This is a genomic window from Pseudolabrys sp. (assembly GCF_035943735.1).
In the GTDB taxonomy this organism is placed as follows: domain Bacteria; phylum Pseudomonadota; class Alphaproteobacteria; order Rhizobiales; family Xanthobacteraceae; genus Pseudolabrys.
The window spans coordinates 37,486-57,678 of sequence record NZ_DASZBV010000021.1; the positions used below are offsets into that span (position 1 = coordinate 37,486).

The 20,193-nt window shown below is 67.3% G+C and carries 16 protein-coding genes; 10 read left to right on the forward strand and 6 right to left on the reverse strand.

Annotation, left to right across the window (positions count from 1 at the left end; all coding sequences use genetic code 11):
- The first annotated feature begins 14 nt into the window (after window positions 1-14).
- The 3 genes from VGV41_RS15900 to VGV41_RS15910 are packed head-to-tail and all read left to right on the forward strand — an operon-like array spanning window position 15 to window position 2,408.
- Complete coding sequence (locus VGV41_RS15900) at window positions 15-404, forward strand: endonuclease domain-containing protein (RefSeq protein WP_326864889.1); 390 nt, start codon at window positions 15-17, stop codon at window positions 402-404.
- Window positions 405-414: 10 nt separating this feature from the next.
- The gene (locus VGV41_RS15905) at window positions 415-1,194 is read left to right on the forward strand and encodes a glucose 1-dehydrogenase (protein WP_326864890.1); all 780 of its coding nucleotides are present in this window, start codon (window positions 415-417) and stop codon (window positions 1,192-1,194) included.
- 5 nt (window positions 1,195-1,199) lie between these two features.
- Window positions 1,200-2,408 carry an acyl-CoA dehydrogenase family protein gene (locus VGV41_RS15910; RefSeq protein WP_326864891.1) on the forward strand — a complete coding sequence of 403 codons (1,209 nt, stop codon included), beginning with the start codon at window positions 1,200-1,202 and terminating at the stop codon, window positions 2,406-2,408.
- A 182-nt stretch (window positions 2,409-2,590) separates the two neighbouring features.
- Here VGV41_RS15910 and VGV41_RS15915 read toward each other — a convergent pair whose 3' ends face one another.
- The 3 genes from VGV41_RS15915 to VGV41_RS15925 form a co-directional block, all read right to left on the reverse strand.
- A complete protein-coding gene (locus tag VGV41_RS15915; RefSeq protein WP_326864892.1) occupies window positions 2,591-3,526 on the reverse strand; it encodes an OmpA family protein in 936 nt (311 codons plus the stop codon).
- Window positions 3,527-3,619: 93 nt separating this feature from the next.
- Window positions 3,620-4,408, reverse strand: a complete 789-nt coding sequence (locus VGV41_RS15920) for an HpcH/HpaI aldolase family protein (protein ID WP_326864894.1) — start codon at window positions 4,406-4,408, stop codon at window positions 3,620-3,622.
- A gap of 4 nt (window positions 4,409-4,412) precedes the next feature.
- Window positions 4,413-5,177 carry a class II aldolase/adducin family protein gene (locus VGV41_RS15925; protein WP_326864895.1) on the reverse strand — a complete coding sequence of 255 codons (765 nt, stop codon included), beginning with the start codon at window positions 5,175-5,177 and terminating at the stop codon, window positions 4,413-4,415.
- 104 nt (window positions 5,178-5,281) lie between these two features.
- Here VGV41_RS15925 and VGV41_RS15930 point away from each other — a divergent pair, with 104 nt between their 5' ends.
- The 3 genes from VGV41_RS15930 to VGV41_RS15940 all read left to right on the forward strand — a co-directional run bounded on the left by VGV41_RS15930 (window position 5,282) and on the right by VGV41_RS15940 (window position 8,573).
- A complete protein-coding gene (locus tag VGV41_RS15930) occupies window positions 5,282-6,208 on the forward strand; it encodes a TRAP transporter substrate-binding protein (protein ID WP_326864897.1) in 927 nt (308 codons plus the stop codon).
- A gap of 98 nt (window positions 6,209-6,306) precedes the next feature.
- Entirely contained in the window at window positions 6,307-7,059 is a 753-nt protein-coding gene (locus tag VGV41_RS15935) for an ABC transporter ATP-binding protein (protein ID WP_326864898.1), read from the forward strand.
- Window positions 7,056-8,573: a permease gene (locus VGV41_RS15940; RefSeq protein WP_326864899.1), complete on the forward strand. Its 1,518-nt coding sequence runs from the start codon at window positions 7,056-7,058 to the stop codon at window positions 8,571-8,573. Before VGV41_RS15935 ends, VGV41_RS15940 begins: the two co-directional genes overlap by 4 nt.
- On the opposite strand, the gene VGV41_RS15945 is transcribed toward VGV41_RS15940, so the two are convergent.
- Window positions 8,570-9,799: an MFS transporter gene (locus VGV41_RS15945; RefSeq protein ID WP_326864900.1), complete on the reverse strand. Its 1,230-nt coding sequence runs from the start codon at window positions 9,797-9,799 to the stop codon at window positions 8,570-8,572. The genes VGV41_RS15940 and VGV41_RS15945 overlap by 4 nt on opposite strands.
- Window positions 9,800-10,064: 265 nt before the next feature.
- On the opposite strand from VGV41_RS15945, the gene VGV41_RS15950 reads away from it, so the two are divergent.
- The 3 genes from VGV41_RS15950 (at window position 10,065) to VGV41_RS15960 (ending at window position 16,450) form a co-directional block, all read left to right on the forward strand.
- Window positions 10,065-13,544 (forward strand): indolepyruvate ferredoxin oxidoreductase family protein, encoded by a 3,480-nt coding sequence (locus tag VGV41_RS15950; protein ID WP_326864901.1) that lies wholly within the window; start codon window positions 10,065-10,067, stop codon window positions 13,542-13,544.
- Between the two features lie 52 nt (window positions 13,545-13,596).
- Window positions 13,597-14,628, forward strand: coding sequence for a ferrochelatase (hemH, locus tag VGV41_RS15955; RefSeq protein ID WP_326864902.1), 1,032 nt, complete (start codon window positions 13,597-13,599; stop codon window positions 14,626-14,628).
- Window positions 14,629-14,788: 160 nt separating this feature from the next.
- A complete protein-coding gene (locus VGV41_RS15960) occupies window positions 14,789-16,450 on the forward strand; it encodes an outer membrane beta-barrel protein (protein WP_326864903.1) in 1,662 nt (553 codons plus the stop codon).
- Between the two features lie 187 nt (window positions 16,451-16,637).
- Here the strand turns inward: VGV41_RS15960 and galU are convergent, their stop codons facing one another.
- A complete protein-coding gene (gene galU, locus VGV41_RS15965) occupies window positions 16,638-17,519 on the reverse strand; it encodes a UTP--glucose-1-phosphate uridylyltransferase GalU (protein ID WP_326864904.1) in 882 nt (293 codons plus the stop codon).
- A 140-nt stretch (window positions 17,520-17,659) separates the two neighbouring features.
- Between galU and VGV41_RS15970 the strand changes: the two genes are divergently transcribed.
- Window positions 17,660-18,979, forward strand: a complete 1,320-nt coding sequence (locus VGV41_RS15970) for a lytic murein transglycosylase (protein ID WP_326864905.1) — start codon at window positions 17,660-17,662, stop codon at window positions 18,977-18,979.
- A gap of 335 nt (window positions 18,980-19,314) precedes the next feature.
- Here the strand turns inward: VGV41_RS15970 and VGV41_RS15975 are convergent, their stop codons facing one another.
- Complete coding sequence (locus VGV41_RS15975; RefSeq protein WP_326864906.1) at window positions 19,315-20,100, reverse strand: hypothetical protein; 786 nt, start codon at window positions 20,098-20,100, stop codon at window positions 19,315-19,317.
- Window positions 20,101-20,193: the final 93 nt, after the last annotated feature.

Below are 20,193 nucleotides of genomic sequence, written 5' to 3' on the forward strand. Positions count from 1 at the left end.
GGGTGGGTCGATCGATGGCAAACGCCCGCGCGCGGCAACTCCGCAAAACGATGACGCCACAGGAGGTGAAACTGTGGGTTCACCTGCGATCGTGGAAGTCGCGCGGCTATCATTTTCGACGGCAGGCTCCACGCGAAAAATACATCGTTGATTTCATCTGTCTTAGAAAGAACCTCGTCGTCGAATTGGATGGCGGTCAGCACAACTTTGATGCTCATGCGGACTCGGATCGAAAACGCGATGCGGATCTCGCGCGAGCCGGCTTCAAGGTGCTGCGATTCTGGAACAATGAGATCGATACAAACCTGATCGGCGTGCTGGAGACAATTGATCAGGAGCTTCGGACAAATTCCCCCCACCCGGCCGGCTTCGCCGGCCACCCTCCCCCGTTGGGGGAGGGATAAGGAAGGTCACGTGAAAGCCTCCGAACTCTTCGACCTCACCGGCCGCGTGGCGCTGGTCACCGGCGCCTCCAGCGGGCTGGGCGCGCAATTCGCCCGCGCACTCGCCGACAACGGCGCCGCGGTGGCGCTGGTCGCCCGCCGCGTCGACCGGCTGACCGCGCTGCGCGACGAGATCGAAGCCAAAGGCGGCCGCGCCGTCGCCATCGAAGCCGACGTCACCGACCGCACGGCCATGACGCGCGCCTTCGACGCTGCGGAAGCCGCGCTCGGCACCGTGACTATCCTCGTCAACAATGCCGGCGTGGCGCAGGCGCCGGTGCGCGCCACCGACGTCGCGCCGGAGGAGTGGCGGCGCGTGCTGTCGACCGATCTCGACGCGGTGTTCTACTGGGCGCAGGAGGTCGCGCGGCGGATGCTGGCCGCGAACAAGAAGGGCGCCATCGTCAACATCGCTTCGGTGCTCGGCTTCGGCGTCGCCAAGGGCGTCGCCGCCTATGCGGTGGCCAAGGCGGCGGTGGTGCAGACCACCAAGGCGCTGGCGGTCGAATTGGCCTTCAAGGGCGTGCGCGTCAACGCCATCGCGCCGGGCTGGTTCGTGACCGAGATCAATGACACGTTCCTCAACAGCGAGGCAGGCAATGCCATGAAGCGCGACATCCCGATGGGCCGCTTCGGCAATGCCGGCGATCTCGACGGCGCGCTGCTGCTGCTCGTGTCGGACGCCGGCGCCTACATGACCGGCGCCACCATTCTCGTCGACGGCGGCCAGGTGGTGGCGCTGAAAGGATAAGCGATATGGACTTCACACTCGCACCCGAGATCGAGGACATCCGCCTGCGCGTGCGCGCCTTCATCGAGAAGGAGGTGCTGCCGCTGGAGAAGGATCCGGAGAATTTCTCCGACTACGAGAACATCCCACCGGAGCGGCTGGCGCCGGTGCGCGCGAAGGCGAAGGCCGCGGGCCTGTGGGCGCCGCAGTCGCCCAAGGAATTCGGCGGCATGGGCCTGCCCGTCGGCGCCTGGCCGGCAATCTACGAGGAGGCGGCGCGCTCGATCTTCGGCCCGCTCGCCATCCACTGCATGGCGCCGGACGACGGCAACATGAATCTCGTCGCCAAGGTCGGCACGCCGCAGCAGAAAGAGTGGTTCCTGCGGCCGATCGTCGAGGGCAAGGTGCGCTCGTCCTTCGTCATGACTGAGCCGCATCCGGGCTCCGGCTCCGATCCCGGCATGATGCGCACGCGCGCCGAGAAGAAGAACGACCGCTACGTCGTGCACGGCCACAAATGGTTCATCACCGGCGCCGACGGCGCCGCGCATTTCATCCTGATGGCGCGCACGTCGGACGATCCGCGCCGCGGCCTCACCGCCTTCCTGTTCCACAAGGATCAGCCGGGCTGGCGCATCAAGCGCCGCATCCCGATCATGGGACCGGAGGAGCACGGCGGCCACTGCGAGATCGAATTCGACGGGCTCGAGATTCCGTTCGAGAACGTGCTGATGGGCGAGGGCGACGGGCTCAAGGCGACGCAGATCCGTCTCGGCCCGGCGCGGCTGACGCACTGCATGCGCTGGCTCGGCTTCGCCAAGCGCTGCATGGAGATCGCGCAGGAGTATGTCGAGAAGCGCGAGGGCTTCGGCATCAAGCTCGCCGACCGCGAGAGCGTGCAGATCAAGCTCGGCGAGATCGCGCACCAGATCCAGATCGGCCGGCTGTTGACGATGCACGCGGCCTGGCTGCTCGACAACGGCTCACGCGCGCGCAAGGAAGTATCGATGGCCAAGGTGCACGTCGCCGACACGCTGCACAACGCCGCCGACGTGGCGATCCAGTTGCAGGGCGCGCGCGGCTATTCGAAAGACACCATCGTCGAATGGATCTACCGCTACGCGCGTTCGGCGCGGCTCGTCGACGGCGCGTCGGAAGTGCACAAGATGGTGCTCGCCCGCTTCATGCGCACGCAGGGCCGCGACTTCTGGCACTGGGGCGTCGGCGAGAAGTAGTTTTTCTTCTTACCCTCCCCCTTGTGGGGGGGGGTCGACCGCCGCAGCGAAGCGGAGGCGGTCGGGGTGGGGGTAGATATGAAACTCCGCTACCCCCACCCCGCTCGCATAGCGCGTCGAAGACGCGCGTAAACGCGCTTAAGGCTCGCGACCCTCCCCACAAGGGGGAGGGTAAAGGAAGCCTACGACTTGCACTGCACCGCGATGTCGACGCGGCGGTTGGCCTTGGCGGCGACGTTGTCCTTCGTCATCTCGTGCAGGCGCCGCTCGCCCCAGGCGGTCTCGGCGATCTGCACGTCGCTGCCCAACGCCTCCTTGAGCTTGGCCGCGATCACGTGCGCGCGATCCTTCGACACTTCGAGATTGAGGTCGTCGGGACCGAGCGTGTCGGCAAAGCCGGCGACCGAAATGGCGCAGTCCTTGCGGCCCTTGAGCACGGCCTTCATTTTAGCGACGAGCGCCACGGTCTGGGCGGTCTCGTCGGTGCCGCCGATCTTCTGGAAATTGACGCTCAGCGGCGCGATGGCGGCGGCAGCCTGACCGACGCCGGGCTCCTGCACGTGCACCACGATGAGGTCGGTCGCGCTGGCGGCGGGTACGCTGCCGGTCTTCATCGTGTCGAGCGCGCTCGCCGTCTTCACCGGCGCGTCGTTCGCCGTCGCCTGCTTGATGGTCGCGAGCGAGGTGTCGAGCGCGGCGAGGTTGGCGGAGAGCTGCCCGAGCCGCTTGTTGAGGCCGTCGGGACCGAGGCCCTTCTGCAATCCGGCCAGCGCCGCGCTGTCGGACTTCAAACTCGTCTCGACCTGATCGAGGCGGTTGCGGATTTCGTCGAGCGAAGCCTTCTGCAGGCCGGCAAGCGCTTCGTTGGCGCTCTTGATACGGCCGTTCAATTCGTCGAGCTGTTTTGTGATGCCGGAGACGGAGGCGGTCTTCTGCATCGCGGCGACGGCGGCGTCGGTCTTGGCGAGCTTGCCGTCGATCGCGGACAACGTCGCCAGCATCTGCGCGCGCTCGGCGGAGGCGCGCTTCCAGAGGACATAGCCGACCGGCGTGACGAGCAGCACGACGACGACTCCGGCAGCGATGCCGGTCAAAAGCGACTTCTGTCCCTCGGCCATGATCCGTCCTCCCCGATGTTGTGTTCTTTGGTCATCAGGATATATGCGAAATTTACGGCCGCAAGCGCCGTGCAGGCCGCAAGGCCAAGGAACTCAGCCGCCGGCCGCCTTCCGCAGTGCAGCGACCTCGCTGCGCGCGGCGGCCATCAAATACTGGATATCCGACGCGGCAATGACGAACCGCGCCCCGAGCGCGACCAACTCGGCGACATGTGCCACGTCGGCGCGGATGCCGCCGATGCCGAGGCATTTGCCGTGCCTGGCGCAGGCGCGCATCGTCGCTTCGTAGGCTTCGCGCAGCTTCGGATGCTTGAGCTCGCCCGGAATGCCCATGGCCGTGCACAGGTCGTTGGAACCGATCAGCAGCACGTCGATGCCGGGCACCGCGGCGATCGCGTCGGCATTGGCGATGCCTTGCGGGCTCTCCAGCATGGCGACGAGTAGGGTCGCGTCGTTGCCCTGCGCGTTGACCTCGCCGAGCGGCGTCGCGCGATAGCCCTGCAGCGGGCCGACGCCGCCGACCGAGCGGGCGCCGAGCGGCGGGAACCGGCAGGCGGCGGCGAAGGCCTGCGCCTGCTCGCCGGTCTCGACGTCCGGGCAGATGATGCCCATGGCGCCGAGGTCCATGAGCCGCGTCGCGTCGTGGAAGGCGTGGCCGGCGACGCGCACCAGAGGCGCGATGCCGACCGGCACCGCGGCCGTACACATCGCCGCCGCGGCGTCGAGCGTGATCGCCGAGTGCTCCATGTCGATGAAGAAGGCGTCGAAGCCGCAGGCGTCGGCGATCATGGCGATCTCCGGCGTGCGCGCGAGCCGCGTCGCCATGCACAACGCCGTCTCGCCGCGGGCGAGGCGTTCCTTGACGCGATTGCTGACTGGCATGTGTTTACTGCCGGTAACCGGGATCGATCGAGTCGAGCATGCGCAGATAGGCGCTCCAGTCGTGGCTGCCGCGTCCCGCGTCGTGCATCTCGTATTGCGCCGAGGTCTTGGCGCAGATCTCTGCCGGGATCTCCAGCATCTCGCCGCCGGTCGCCTCAATGCGCAACTGGATGTCGGCGGCCTCGATCAAGGTCTTCATCAGCACGAAGGCCTCGCGCGCGTTCTTGCCGACCGTGAGCAGGCCGTGATTGTGCATGATCATCGCCCGGTTCTTGCCGAGATCGCGATTGATGCGTTCGCGCTCGGCGAAGTCCTCGGTGATGCCTTCGTAAGCGTGGTAGCCGAGCCGCTGGTAAAAGCGCATCGCCTGCTGCGACACCATCTTGAGGCCGTGCTTCAGGCCGGCGATGGCCATGCCGATCTCGGTGTGCACGTGCACCGCGCAGTTGACGTCATCGCGCGCCGACAGCACGCCGCCGTGCAGCGTGAAGCCGGGGCGGTTGACGCCGGCGCGCTCGTCGAGGTCCTCGTCCATCGAAACCTTGACCAGGTTCGACGCGGTCACCTCGGTGTATAGCAGATCGTGCTTCTTCATCAGGAAATGGCGCGGCTCGCCCGGCACGCGCATCGACGAGTGATTGTAGATCACGTCGTCCCAGCCATAGTGCGCCACCAGCCGGTAGACGGCGGCGAGATCGATGCGCGCCTGCCACTCCGCCGGCAAAATTGCATCACGTGAAATGTCCGCGGCCTTGGTGTGCGTGTTCATGGGCGGCGTCCCTCCGGTCTTGCGCGCGGAGCCTAGCATAGCGGCGCCGCTTGGCCAGAACGCCCGGCGCCGCTATAGAGACCGGCGCACAAAGGGCAGGGGACATGAGCGAACCAATCAAGATCCGCATGGGCGGTTACGGGCCGGCGACGACCGGCTTTTCGAAATCGCTCAAGTTCATCGGCGACAAATTGACGACGCAGTTCGGCGACCGCGTCGCCATCGACTACGTCTGGAACGTCATGGACCACGGCTACAAGGCCGAGGACATCCTCACTCTGGTCGAGAGCGGCGAACTCACGCTCGGCTATCAGTCGTCGAGCTACCTGACCGACAGGGTGCCGGAGCTGGGTTTCGTCGACCTGCCGTTCCTGTTCGCCAACAACGCGCAGGCGCGCGGCGCCATGGACGGCGCGCTCGGCGATTTCCTCGTGAAGAGCATCGAAGACCGCATCGGCTATCGCATCCTCGGCTGGTTCGAGAACGGCTTCCGCCACATCTCCAACCGCCTGCGGCCGATCCATGTGCCCGCCGACATGAAGGGCATGAAGATCCGCGTGCTGCCGAGCGAAATCCAGCGCCGTACCTTCGACCTGCTCGGCGCCATCGCCATGCGCATGGACCTCACCGAGGCGATCGCCATGATCAAGGCCGGCACCCTCGACGCGCAGGAGAATCCGCTCGCCAACACCGTCACCTACGGCGTGCACAATTTCCACAAATTCCACACGTTGACCTCGCACTTCTATATCTCGCGTCCGGTCTTCCTGCATCGCGCCAGCTTCGAAGCCTGGCCGAATGATCTCCAGGAGGCCATGCGCCGGGCGGTGAAGGAGTCGGTCACCTATCAACGCGGGCTGGCGGTCGAGGAGCACGAGGAGTCGCGGCGGATCATCGAGGCCGCCGGCTGCGAGATCGTGGAACCGACCGCGCGCGAGCACGACGCCTTCGTCAACGCGGTGCGGCCGCTGACGGCGGAAGCGCGCGAGACATATGGCGCCGGCATGTTTAAAATGGTGCCGGCCGCTTAACCGGGGCTCAACCATAACGCCGTGGCGACGGAGCCCGGTGATAGCGCCGAAAGGACTTCGCGCGTAACTGGCGCGATCGCAATCCAGGCGGCGTCATTATGCTCACCCCGCAACACGTCTCGCTCGCGCTGCGCGGCCTCACCAAGCGCTTCGATCGCGTCGCCGTCGATGCGCTCGACCTCACCGTCTATGGCGGCGAGTTCTATTCGCTGCTCGGGCCGAATGGCGCCGGCAAGACGACGACGTTGCGCATGATCGTCGGCCTGCTGCAGCCGGACGCCGGCAGCATCAGCATCGAGGGGATCGATGCGCTCGCCGACCCGGTCGCGGCCAAGCAGGTGACGGCCTGGGTGTCCGACGAGCCGATGATCTACGACAAGCTGACGCCATTCGAATATCTCGAATTCGTCGCCGGTCTCTGGCGCATCGACGCAGCGACCGCCGAGGCGCGCGCCCGCGAGCTGATCGACTGGCTCGGCCTCGGGCCGCACGCGCAGGAACGCTGCGAAGGCTTCTCCAAGGGCATGCGGCAGAAGGTGGCGCTCGCCGGCGCGCTGGTGCACGACCCCAAGCTGATCATCCTCGACGAGCCGCTGACCGGCCTCGATGCCGGCTCGGCGCGCCAGGTCAAGACCGTGCTGCGCGAGCGCGTCGCCGCCGGCGGCACCGTCATCATGACGACGCACATCCTCGAAGTGGCCGAACGGATGGCCGACCGCATCGGCGTCATCGCCAATGGTCGCCTCATCGCGGAAGGCACGCTCGACGAATTGCGGCGTCAGTCCGGTTCCGGCTCGGCGACGCTGGAAGACACCTTCCTCAAGCTGGTGGCGGAAGAAGAGGCCGCGTGAGCCGGACGGACACATTGACCTGGCTGGCGGCGCACGAGCTCCGGCTCGGCTGGCGCGACTGGCTGTCGCTGATGACCGCCGGCCGGCGACGCCGCCTGCGCACGGTCGTCATCGTGCTGACGCTGTTCGGCGTCTTCATGCACCTCGTCGCTTACGGCATGGTGGCGCGCTACGCCGGCGCGCGGCCGGACCTCGCGACGCTCGTCACGCTCTCGGGCACGCTGCTGCTGTCGTTCTCGCTGCTCCTGTCGCAGGCGATGGAATCGGTAACGCGGGCCTTCTACACGCGCTCCGACCTCGAGCTCATCCTCACCGCGCCGGTGTCGCCGCGGAAGGTCTTCGCCGTGCGCATCGCGCGCATCGCCGCCGCCATCGCCGCGATGGCGATGCTGATCGCGCTGCCCTTCATCGACGTGCTGGTCGTCATCGGCGGCCTGCGTTGGCTGGCCGGTTACGGTGTCGTCGCCGCCATGGGCGCGATCGCGGCGAGCCTCGGCGTCGCCATCACGGTAGCGCTGTTCCGCACCATCGGCCCGCGCCGCACCCGCTTCGTCGCGCAGGTGCTGGCGGCGGTGATCGGCGCCGCCTTCGTCATCGGCCTGCAGGTGGCGGCGATCCTCTCCTTCGGCAGCCTGTCGCGCTTGGCGCCGCTGCAGTCGCCCTGGCTGCTGGCGAATGTCCCCGGCATGGGCAGTCCGCTGTGGTGGCCGGCGCGCGCCGCGCTCGGCGATGTCGTTGCGCTGGCGCCGGTGCTCGCGTTCGCCATTGCCGTGCTGGTGCTCACGATCGTCCTCTTCTCTCCGCGCTTCGGTGAGCATGCCATCGCCGCGTCCGGCGTTTCGCAGACCGTCATCCGCCAGCGCATGCGCGGCTTCCGCCTGCGCTCGCCGAAGCAGATGCTGCGGCGGAAGGAATGGACGCTCCTGGTGCGCGACCCATGGCTGATGTCGCAGACCTTGATGCAGATCCTCTATCTGCTGCCGCCGGCCTTGCTGCTGTGGCGCAGCTTCCACGAGGGCAGCACGGCGCTGGTGGTGCTGGTGCCGGTCGTCGTGATGGCGGCCGGGCAACTCGCCGGCGGCCTCGCCTGGCTGTCGATCTCCGGCGAGGACGCGCCCGATCTCGTCGCCACCGCGCCGGTGACGGCGCGCGCGCTGCTGTGGGCGAAGATCGAAGCGGTGATGGGCGTCATCGCGGTGATCTTCGCGCCGCTGGTGCTGGCGCTGGCGATCGTCTCGCCCTGGGCGGCCGGCGTTTGCGGCATCGGCGTGCTCGTGGCCGCAGCGGCGGCGACCGACGTGCAATTGTGCTTCCGGGTGCAGGCGCGGCGCAGCCAGTTCCGCCGGCGGCAGACGTCCTCGCGCGTCGCGACCTTCGCCGAAGCCTTCTCGTCGATTTCGTGGGCGGCGACGGCGGCGCTGGCCGCCGCCGGCACGTGGCTCGCGCTCGGGCCGGCGCTGGCCGGCCTCGCGTTGCTCGTCGGCGTACGCCTGCTGGCGCCGCCGCGCGACTAGGCGATGACTTTGCGGCGCACGGTCATCGTGCGCAGTACCAGCGCGCCGACCACGACCAAGTTGAGGAGGTTGCTGCCGATGCCGGTGGCGAAGGCGGGCGCGTAGTAGCCGAAGTGGTCGTAGAGCGCGCCGGCCATCCAGCCGCCGAGCGCCATGCCGGTGCCGGAGAACAACAGCAGCGTCGGAATGCGCCACGACGCTTCGGCGCCGTGGAACAGTTCGCGCAGCGCCAGCACATAGGCCGGGATGATGCCGGAGAAGCCGAGGCCGAAGGCCGCCGACACGGTGAACAGCCCGGCTTCGCTCTGCGTGAGCAGGAAGGCGATCATGGATGCCCCCTGCAAGGCCGAGCCGATCAGCACCGTGCGCAGGCCGCCGATGCGGTCGGAGATCGCGCCCCATATCTGCCGGCTGAGGAAGGCGGTGCCGAGCAGCACCGACAGCATCGCCGCGCCCACCGTGCGGCTGATGCCGAGATCGCCGCAGAAGGCGACGAGATGGCCCTGCGGCATCGCCATCGGGATGCAGCAGAGCACGGCGGCGGCGCACATCAGCGCGAAGACGGTGTTCGACTTCAGGCCGAGCACGCGGGGCTCGCTCCGCGCCGCGCCCGACGCCGCGGCCGCATGCACCAGCTCGGGCGGATGCGGCATGTAGAACAGCGCCAGCGGCACGATTACCACGACCTCGGCGAGCGCGTACCAGAGCATCGTCTCGCGCCAGCCGACATGCGCGATGACGCGCTCGAACAGGGTCGGCCACAGCGCGCCGGCGAGATACGAGCCGCTCGAAATCAGCGCCAGCGCCGAGCCGCGGCGACGATCGAACCAGCGGCTGACATAGATGTAGAGCGGCGCGTTGATGCCGCCGATGCCGAGGAGGCCGATGAACAGGCCGTGCCCGATCCACAGCGGCCACGGCGGCCCGAGCGTCGAGAGCGCCAAGCCGACGCCGATCATCACCGCGCCGAACAGCACGGTCCAGCGCGTGCCGATCTTGTCGGCGATACGGCCCATCAGGATGCCGCCGAGGCCGCCGCCGAGCCAGGCGAGCGACGTCGCCAGCGCCGGCACCGAGCGTGCGCCGGCGGCTTCCGCCGCGATGTCGCGCAGCGCCACCGCCGTGATCCAGGCGGCGCCATAGGCCATCAGCATGGTGACCAGCGCGGCCGCGGCGACGGTCCACGAGGCTTTGCTTTCGATCGAGGCAGACTGCGGCTGATGCATGCAAGGGTCCCGGCGGACAGTCTTTGTACAGACCGCACAGAATTTGACCACTGCGCGGAACGAGGGGCTGGGTTACATGCTGCATTGCGCCAAAATGCGTGGTGCAGGCCGTGGCGGACATTTCGTTCCGGCGCACGCCGGCACTACGAAATTGACCGCAGGCCCTTGCAATGTCAGCCTTTCCCCCGGACGCTCGCGTTTTGCCTCACCGCAGCCGTGCCTATATGAGTGGGTGCGGGCGCGTTGCCCGAGCCAAAGGCCAGTCATGACCCTGCGATCGGTCTCCCTCGACGACAAATACGACCTGGGCCAGTCGTGGGTGCTGGTGACCGGCTATCACGCGCTGATCCGCGCGCTCTTGATGCAGAAGGAGCGCGACCGCCGGGCCGGCCTGAACACCGCCGGTTTCGTGACCGGCTATCGCGGCTCGCCGCTGGGCGGTCTCGACCAGCAGATGGTGCGCGCCGGCCGCCACCTCGTCGCCGCCGACATCAAGTTCCAGGCGGGGATCAACGAGGAACTCGCCGCCACCGCGCTGTGGGGGTCGCAGCAGGCTGAGCTGCGCGGCGAGGGCAAGTTCGATGGCGTCTTCGGCATGTGGTACGGCAAGGGCCCGGGCGTCGACCGCTCCGGCGACGTGTTCCGCCACGCCAACATGGGCGGGACGTCGAAGTATGGCGGCGTGCTCGCCTTGATGGGCGACGACCACACCGCCGAGTCTTCGACCACCGCGCACCAGTCGGAATTCCATTTCGTCGACGTGATGATGCCGATCCTCAACCCGGCGGGGGTGCAGGAGATCGTCGACTACGCGCTCTATGGCTGGGCGATGTCGCGCTACACCGGCACGTGGACGGCGCTCAAGTGCATGCACGAGACGGTCGAGTCGACCGGCGTCATCGACGGCAGCCTCGACCGCGTTGAGATCATGCAGCCGACCGACTTCGTCATGCCCGACGGCGGCCTCAACATCCGCCTCGTCGACACCATTCTCGGCCAGGAAGCGCGCCTGCACGATTTCAAGCGCGACGCGATGCTCGCCTTCCTGCGTGCCAACCGGCTCAACAAGATCGTCACCTCCGGCGGGCGCAACCCGAAGGTCGGCGTCATCACCACCGGCAAGGCCTATCTCGACGTGCGTCAGGCGCTCGACGAGCTCGGTCTCGACGAGGTCAAGTGCAACGACCTCGGCGTGCGGCTGTTCAAGATCGGCTGCCCGTGGCCGATCCCGCGGCAGGAGCTGATCGACTTCGCGCAGGGGCTCGAGCTCATCGTCGTGGTCGAGGAGAAGCGCTCGCTGATCGAAGTGCAGGTGCGCGAGGAACTGTACGGCACCGCCAACCAGCCGGTCTGCGTCGGCAAGAAGGACGAGCAGGGCAACTGGCTGTTCCCGGCCAAGGGCGCGCTCGACGCCAACGACGTCGCCATCGCGCTCGGCGAGCGCATCCTGCGGCACGTCGGCGCCAATGACGAACTCGGCGCCAACGTGACGCGGCTGAAATCGGCGCAGCGCGCGCTCGCCGAGATCAACGACGTCGCCGTGCGCGTCCCCTATTTCTGCTCCGGCTGCCCGCACAACACCTCGACGCGCGTGCCGGACGGCTCGCGCGCCTATGCCGGCATCGGCTGCCACTTCATGGCGCAGTGGATGGAGCGCAAGACGCTCGGCTTCACGCAGATGGGCGGCGAGGGCGCCAACTGGATCGGCGAAGCGCCGTTCTCGAACCGCGACCACGTGTTCCAGAACCTCGGCGACGGCACCTACAATCACTCCGGCTACCTCGCCATTCGCGCCGCGATCGCCTCCGGCGTGAAGATGACCTACAAGATCCTCTACAACGACGCGGTCGCCATGACCGGCGGCCAGCATCACGACGGCTCGCTGACCGTGCCGCAGATCGCCCGCCAGGTCGCCGCCGAAGGCGCGAGCCGCGTCGTCGTCGTCACCGACGAGCCGGACAAATATGCCGCCGACACCGACTGGCCGCGCGGGCTCAAAGTGCATCACCGCGACGAGCTGGATGCCGTGCAGCGCGACCTGACGACCGTGCCCGGCGTCTCGGTGCTGATCTACGACCAGACCTGCGCCGCAGAGAAGCGCCGCCGCCGCAAGCGCGGCACCTTCCCCGATCCGGACAAGCGCGTCGTCATCAACGATCTCGTCTGCGAGGGCTGCGGCGACTGCGGCCAGAAATCGAACTGCGTGTCGGTGCAGCCGCTCGTCACCGAATGGGGCCGCAAGCGCACCATCGACCAGTCGAGCTGCAACAAGGACTATTCCTGCGTGAAGGGCTTCTGCCCGTCCTTCGTCACCGTGCACGGCGCCAAGCTGAAGAAGGGCGAGAGCGTCGCCGAGCCGGCGACGTGGAGCGCGCTGCCCGAGCCTGCGATGCCGCTGACCAATCATCCCTACGGCATCATCGTCACCGGCGTCGGCGGCACCGGCATCGTCACCGTCGGCGCCATCCTCGGCATGGCGGCGCATCTCGAAGGCAAGGGCGTCGGCATCATCGACATGGCCGGGCTCGCGCAGAAGGGCGGCGCGGTCTTCAGCTACATCCGCATCGCCAACACGCCGGACGACATCCACGCCATCCGCATTGCGGCGGCGGGCGCCGACCTCGTGCTCGGCGGCGACATCGTCGTCGTCGGCAACAAGAAGGTGCTCGGCGCCATCAAGGCGGGCAACACGCGCGTCATCGTCAACACCGCCGAATTCCTGCCCGGCGACTTCACCCGCAACGCCGACTTCACGCTGCCGACCGAACGGCTCAAGCGCGCCATTACCGGCGCCGCCGGCGCGCCGCGCAGCCACTTCGTCGACGCCAACCGGCTGGCGACCGCGCTGCTCGGCCAGTCGATCGGCGCCAACATGTTCATGCTCGGCTATGCCTATCAGCTCGGCGGCCTGCCGGTGTCCGGCGAGGCGCTGGAGAAGGCAATCGAGATGAACGGCGAGGCGGTGGCGATGAACATCGCCGCCTTCCGCTATGGCCGCCGTGCGGCGATCGATCCGGACGCGGTCGAGGCGCTGGTGGCGCCGGCGCCGCAGCAGCGCAACGACTCGCTGCATCTCTCCGAAAGCCTCGACGAGACCGTTGCGCGGCGCGAGGCCTTCCTCACCGCCTATCAGAGCCGCCGCTATGCGCGGCGCTATCGCACGCTCGTGGACAAGGTGCGCGCGGCGGAGGCCGAGAAGGTGCCGGGCAAGAGCGAGCTCACCGAAGCGGTCGCGCGCTATCTGTTCAAGCTGATGGCCTACAAGGACGAATACGAGGTGGCGCGGCTCTACAGCGACACCGGCTTCGTCGAGCGGGTGAAGGCGCAGTTCGACGGCGACCTGCGCTTCGAGTTCCATCTGGCGCCGCCGCTGCTGGCCAAGGTCGATCCCGCGACCGGCGAGCCGAAGAAGATCTCCTATGGCCCGCGCATGCTCACGGCGTTCCGCATCCTGTCGAAGTTCAGATTCCTGCGCGGCACGCTGCTCGATCCGTTCGGCCGCAGCGCGGAGCGCCGCACCGAGCGGCAGCTCATCGTCGATTATCGCGGGCTCATCGACATGCTCGTCGCCGAGCTCACGCCGGCCAATCACGCCACCGCTGTGGCGCTCGCCTCGATCCCGGAGAAGATCCGCGGTTACGGCCCGGTGAAGCAGCGCCACCTCGCCATCGCCAAGGCGGAAGAGGCGGGCTTGCGCGAGCAGTTCAAGACCGCCGCCGAGCCGTATCTCAAGGCCGCGGAGTAGGCGGGCCCGCCGCCACCTTGACCCGGCCCGCCATTTCCCGCTGATTGCCGGCATGAGCGAGCCCCGCCACCTGCCGCCCGACCATCCGCGCCTTCCGCCGCGCCGCATCGGCGTGCTGCTGGTCAATCTCGGCACGCCCGACGCCACCGACTACTGGTCGATGCGCCGCTACCTCAAGGAATTCCTCTCCGACCGCCGCGTCATCGAGGTAAACCCGGTGAAGTGGTGGCTGATCCTCAACCTGATCATCCTCAGCGTGCGGCCGGGGCGGAAGGGCAAGGACTACGAGAAGATCTGGAATCGCGACAAGAACGAGTCCTTCCTCAAGACCATCACGCGCTCGCAGGCGGAGAAGCTCGGCGCCGGTTTCGCCACCGATCCGCGCATCCTCGTCGACTGGGCGATGCGCTACGGCAATCCGTCGATCGCCTCGCGGCTCGAGGCGATGCAGCAGGCCGGCTGCGACCGCATCCTGGTCGTGCCGCTCTATCCGCAATACGCGGCGGCGACGACGGCCACGGTCGCCGACAAGGCCTTCGATGCGGTCGCCGGCATGCGCTGGCAGCCGGCCTTGCGCGTGGCGCCGGCCTATTACGACCAGCCGGCCTACATCGACGCGCTCGCGTCGTCGCTGGAGGAGGGGCTTTCGAAGCTGCCGTTCACGCCCGACCTGGTCATCGCCTCGTTCCACGGCATGCCCGAGGACTATCTCAAGAAAGGCGATCCCTATTACTGCCAGTGCGCGGCGACGGCGCGGCTTTTGCGCGCGCGGCTCGGACGCGACGAGAGCCAGTTGATGCTGACCTTCCAGTCGCGCTTCGGTACGGCGGAATGGCTCAAACCCTACACCATCGACACGGTCGCGGCGCTTGCCCGCAAGGGCGTCAGGAATCTCGCCGTCATCACGCCGGGCTTCGTCGCCGACTGCCTGGAGACGTTGGAGGAGATCGCGATGGAGAACGCGACCGCCTTCAAGACCGCCGGCGGCGAGAACTTCGCCCACATCCCGTGCCTCAACGATTCGGAGCGCGGCATGGCGGTGATCCGCGACGTCGTGACCCGCGAATTGCAGGGGTGGATCTGACCCCTCCCCACCGCGCTAATGGGCGGGGGAAGGGGAGACTAACCTCCCGTTAACCATGCGCTTTTAACGTCCGTTAACCACTGTCCGCCGGTCGCGGGCAGGGCTGCGCCTTTGCGCGCGGGGTTGACGGAGGTTCGCGATCGTACCGTCGCGGAAGTCGATGCATCTGCTGACGGCGGCGCCCGGCGCGCTGCTGATCGCCGCCGCCTGCCTGGCGGGCGGCGCGCCGGCGCGCGCGCAGGTGGCGGTCGATGCCGATCCGTTCGCGCCGACCCTGCAGACCGATCCAAGCCAGCCGCCGCGCTTCAGGAAGGTCACGCCGCAAACGCAGACGCAGCGGCAAAAGCAGGATCAGCAATTCCAGCGTCTCGCCCCGCCGCCCTCGGGCGCGGGCACGACCGGCTTCGATTCGACTAACACGCCGAAGGCCAAAAAGAAGCGCAAGCGCACCACATCCAATTCCGACCAGACGACGATCGTGCCGGCCCTGCCGACGTCGTCGGTGCCGCAGACCGATCCGACCGCGCCGGCGCAGCAGGCGGCCTCCGGCAATTCCGCCTATGCGCAGGCGCCGGCGGCGCCGCCCGGCGAGCCGCCGGTCGAGATCGGCCCGATCCGCAAGAAGCCGCCGAAGCGCAAGGCGCATGTCGAGCCGGACGATCCTTACGCGCAGCTCGGCATCCGCGCCGGCGGTTTCGATCTCTATCCGGCGATCGAATTGATCGGCGGCTATGCCAGCAATCCGGGCGCCGAGCCCAGTCCGCATGGCGCGGCGACGTACACCATCGCGCCCGAATTGCGCGCGCAGTCGCACTGGGACCGGCACGAGCTCAAGGCCGACCTGCGCGGCACCTACACCGGTTATTCTCCGGACGAGACGCCGACGCTGAGCCGGCCCTACTTCAACGGCAAGGTCGACAGCCGCATCGACGTGCATGACGGCACGCAGCTCAATCTCGGCAGCCGCGTGCTGGTGTCGACCGACAATCCCGGCAGCCCGAATTTGCAGGCCGGCCTGTCCAAGCTGCCGGTGTTTGCCACCTATGGCGGCAGCGCCGGCGTGACGCAGCGCTTCAACCGCGTCGAGGTCTCGCTCAAGGGCGACGCCCAGCGCACCGCCTACCAGGACTCGCAGCTCACCGACGGCACCACGGCCAGCAACAAGGACCGCGACTACAACCAGTACAGCGCCGTGCTGCGCGGCGGCTACGAGTTGTCGCCGGGCCTGAAGCCCTACGTCGAGATCGACCTCGACACGCGCGTGCACGATCTCGACAGCGACAGCTTCGGCTACCAGCGCAATTCGCATGGGCTCAGCGGCAGCGCCGGCGCGACCTTCGAGATGAGCCGGCTGCTCACCGGCGAGGCCTCGATCGGCTACGTCACGCGCAACTACGAAGACCCGCGTTTCGACCGCCTCAGCGGCCTGATCGGCAGCGCCTCGTTGATCTGGACGGCCGACGCGCTCAACACCGTCAAATTCACCGCGTCATCGACCATCGGCGAGTCGAGCGTCCCCGGCGTGCCCGGCGTGTTCTACCGCGACGCCGGCCTGCAATGGGATCACGCGTTCCGCCGCTGGCTGATCGGCACGCTGAAGGCCGGCATCGGCCAGGACGCGTACCAGGGCACGCCGTCGCCCGGCAACGACGTCGCCGGCCGCACCGACAACCGCTACTCGGCCGGCGTCGGGCTGACCTACAAGCTCGATCGCACCGTGCAGATCAAAGGCGAGTTCCAGCAGCAATGGCTGCGCTCGAACGTGTCGGGCGTCGACTACACCGCGAGCACGTTCCTGGTCGGCCTGCGCCTGCAGCGCTAAAGCATTTTTTTGTGTTGGATTGAATCGCCGCAAGCACGCTTCACCTCTCCCATAGGGAGAGGTCGCCCGTCGTCGCGCAGCGAAGACGGGCGGGTGAGGGGTTACAAGGCTCGAGAGTCAGGAACCCCCTCACCCTAACCCTCTCCCCACAGGGGAGAGGGAACGCGCCGTGCGCGGAGCGAACGCCTTACTGGCCCTTGAGGATGCGCTCGATCTCGCCGCGGAATTCCGGCGCGAGGTCGGGACGGTCGAGGCCGTAGGCGACGTTGGCGGCGAGGAAGCCGATCTTCGAGCCGCAATCGTAGCTGCGCCCTTCGAACTTCAGGCCGTAGAACGGCTGCGTCGCGGCGAGCGCCAGCATCGCGTCGGTCAACTGGATTTCGCCGCCGGCGCCGGCCGCCTGCTTCTCGAGGATGCCGAAGATCTCCGGCTGCAAAATGTAGCGGCCGGTGATCGAGAGGTTGGACGGCGCTTCGCTCGCCTTCGGCTTCTCCACCATCTTGGTGATGGAGAACGCCTTGCCCTTCGCCGGCCCGACGCCGACCACGCCGTACATGTGCACGCGGTCGCTCGGCACCTCCTCGACGGCGATGATGTTGGCGTTGGCGTCGAGCTCTGCCGCGGCGTCGATCATCTGCGCCAGGCAGCCGCGCTTGTGCTTGACCAGCACGTCCGGCAGCAGCAGCGCGAACGGCTCGTGGCCGACGATCTCGCGCGCGCACCACACCGCGTGGCCGAGGCCGAGCGGCGACTGCTGGCGCGTGAAGCTCACGGTACCGGCCTCCGGCAGCGCGTCCGACAGCAGCGCGAGTTCCGCCTTCTTGCCGCGCTCGATCAAAGTCAATTCCAGCTCGAACTGGCGGTCGAAATGGTCCTCGATGACGCTCTTGTTCCGGCCGGTGACGAACACGAGGTGCTCGATGCCGGCCTCGTAGGCCTCGTCGACGACGTGCTGGATCAGCGGCCGGTCGACCACCGGCAGCATCTCCTTGGGCATCGCCTTGGTGGCGGGGAGGAAGCGGGTGCCGAGGCCGGCGACGGGGAAGATGGCTTTGCGGATACGGGTCATGCGCCATGAGAAAGCACGCGGGCGCGCCCCGGTCCAGAGACCCAAAAGGTACCGCCATTAACGGCGCCGAAAGGATATCGCGTCACCCATAGAGGCTCCGAAAAGGCGCGGGGACCGCCTGAAGGGAGCCTTGAAGCGCGATGGGGAAGCGCCTCGTCATAGCCGCCGTCGCCGCGCTCGCCGCAACCGTCGCGGCCCCGGCGCAGCAGCGCCAGGCCGAGCTCGTCACCGGCTCGATCCCGCATGCGCAGCCTGTGTCGCGCGGACCGGCCTGGTCGGGCGAAAGCGGCGCCTCCGGCGATCCGTCGATGAGCGCCGAGGCGATCCGCGCCGCCGCCGCCAATTTCCACGACTGCCTTGCGAGCCTGTGGCCGCAGGCCGCCCGCCGCGGCGTGTCGCGGCGCGTGTTCGACACCACCACCGCCGCGCTGACGCCCGACCTGCACATCATGGATTTGATGGACGCGCAGCCGGAATTCACCAAAGCGGTCTGGGACTATCTCGACATCCTCGTCACCGACGCGCGCATCGCCAAGGGCCGTGCGCTGCTCGCGCGCTACGCCAACGTCTTCGACGCGGTCGAGCGCGCCTATGGCGTCGACCGCTACACCATTGCCGCCATCTGGGGCGTCGAGACCAATTACGGCACGCTCGGCGGCACCAAGCCGGTGTTGCAGTCGACCGCGACGCTCGCCTGCATCGGCCGCCGGCAGCATTATTTCCGCGACGAATTCCTCGACACTTTGGCGATCATCCAGCGCGGCGACATCCCGGCGAACCGGCTGCTCGGCTCCTGGGCCGGCGCTTTCGGCCCGACGCAGTTCATGCCGAGCGCCTTCCTGCGCTACGCCGTCGACTTCGACGGCGACGGCCGCCGCGACGTCATCGACTCGGTGCCGGACCTGATCGCCTCGACCGCCAACAATTTGAAGAAGGACGGCTGGGTGCCGGGCGCGACCTGGGGCTACGAGGTCGTGGTGCCGGCGACGTTCGATTTCCGCCTCGCCGGGCGCGCGCACGCGATGAGCCTCGCCGACTGGCAGCGCGCCGGCGTCTATCGGCCGCAGGGCAAGGCCTATCCGCATCCGGACGAGCAGGCCTGGCTGCTGACGCCGGCGGGCATCCAGGGGCCGGGCTTCCTGATGCTGCACAATTTCCACGTCATCATGCGCTACAACCCGGCCGAGGCCTACGCGCTGGCGATCGGTCATCTTGCCGACCGGCTGCGCGGCGGCGGCGCCTTCGTGCAGCACTGGCCGCGCTATGAGCGCGTGCTGACGCGCGCCGAGCGTCTGCAAATGCAGCAGGAGCTCGACCGGCACGGCTTCGACGTCGGCGAGCCGGACGGCCGCTTCGGCGCGCGCACGCGCGAAGCGGTCCGCGCCTTCCAGGCGCGCATCGGCCGCGTGCCGGACGGGTTTGCGACGGCGGGGCTGCTCAAGCAGTTGATGGCAAGGTAGGAGCGGTTTTATCCCTCCCCTGAAAGGGGAGGGTGGCTCCGCGCGCAGCGCGGAGCCGGGTGGGGTTGGCTCTCAATTGAGAATGCCCCGCACTCGGCACACTCAAATCTAACACCTCATCCTGAGGTTCCTCGAGGCTCGCTGCGCTCGCACCTCAGGACGAGGGGAAAGGTTTCGGGGACGCCCTCGCTCCGCCTTATCCTGAGGAGCGCTCCGAAGGAGCGCGTCTCTAAGGATGGGGCGGCCCCTTGGCATCATGATTTGAGAGGGCGCTTCGCGCCTCCTCGCCATGAGGGTCGCCGCGCCCGTATATGCTGGATATTTCCGAAAAACCTTTAGCTGACGGCCTCTCGAACCTTCGATACGGCCTCGCTGGTCGCCAGCCGCATACGGTTGATCGTCTGGATGACGGGCGTCAAAGGACGGTTGATTTCCACCCTGATTGGGAAGACTGCCTCAACGGCAACCTGCAATTCGCGTTCGAATAGGTGTGGCGCGGATGACGAGGGGCTGCCGAGTCTGTCGGATGGTATTGGCCCCGTGTAGTCCCATGTGACGTCGCGCTCGTTCTCGCCGAAATGAACCTGGGCGTGAAAGGGGAAGTCCGGCACGCCTTGTCGCCTGATATCGGCGCCACTCAGGAATGTATAGTCACCTATTGGGATCAGAAGTCTGTGCTTGTCCCCAAGGTCGAACTCGTGAACGAACCAAAGGTAATGGTTCCCTCCCTTATTCGTGTGTGGCCGCAGGCTTCTGAGTGCATCGACAAACCGTGTGCTGACTCGATTGGCGAATCTTTGCTCTATGGCGGTGTCAAGCCGGTGCGGCTCTCGGCAAAAAGGAAACTGGACGGTTCTCTCCTCGTGCTCCGAAACGTAGGGGGATACGATCTGCCAAAACGCATGGTCGAGGGCGGTCCTGAGGTTGTGAACGATATCGCCACAGATCACGGCGGCCTCCATTACAACGGCTTCGTTCTTTTTGGCGAATGTCGCGCGTTTGCGGGTCTGTGTATTTGTTTCAAGAACGTAGGAAAAGGGGCGGTTCTCATTGAGAAGCTTGATAAGCTCTCTGGCGTGGTTTGCGGCGCGATCAATCTTGAGAGATGCACTGTCGGTCATGACAAAATCCAGTCTGGTCGATAATCCCAGAGTTCAAGGTTCCTCGGGAAATTTACTCAAGGCCGTGCCCGAGCCGCATGCGGACATTAAAAT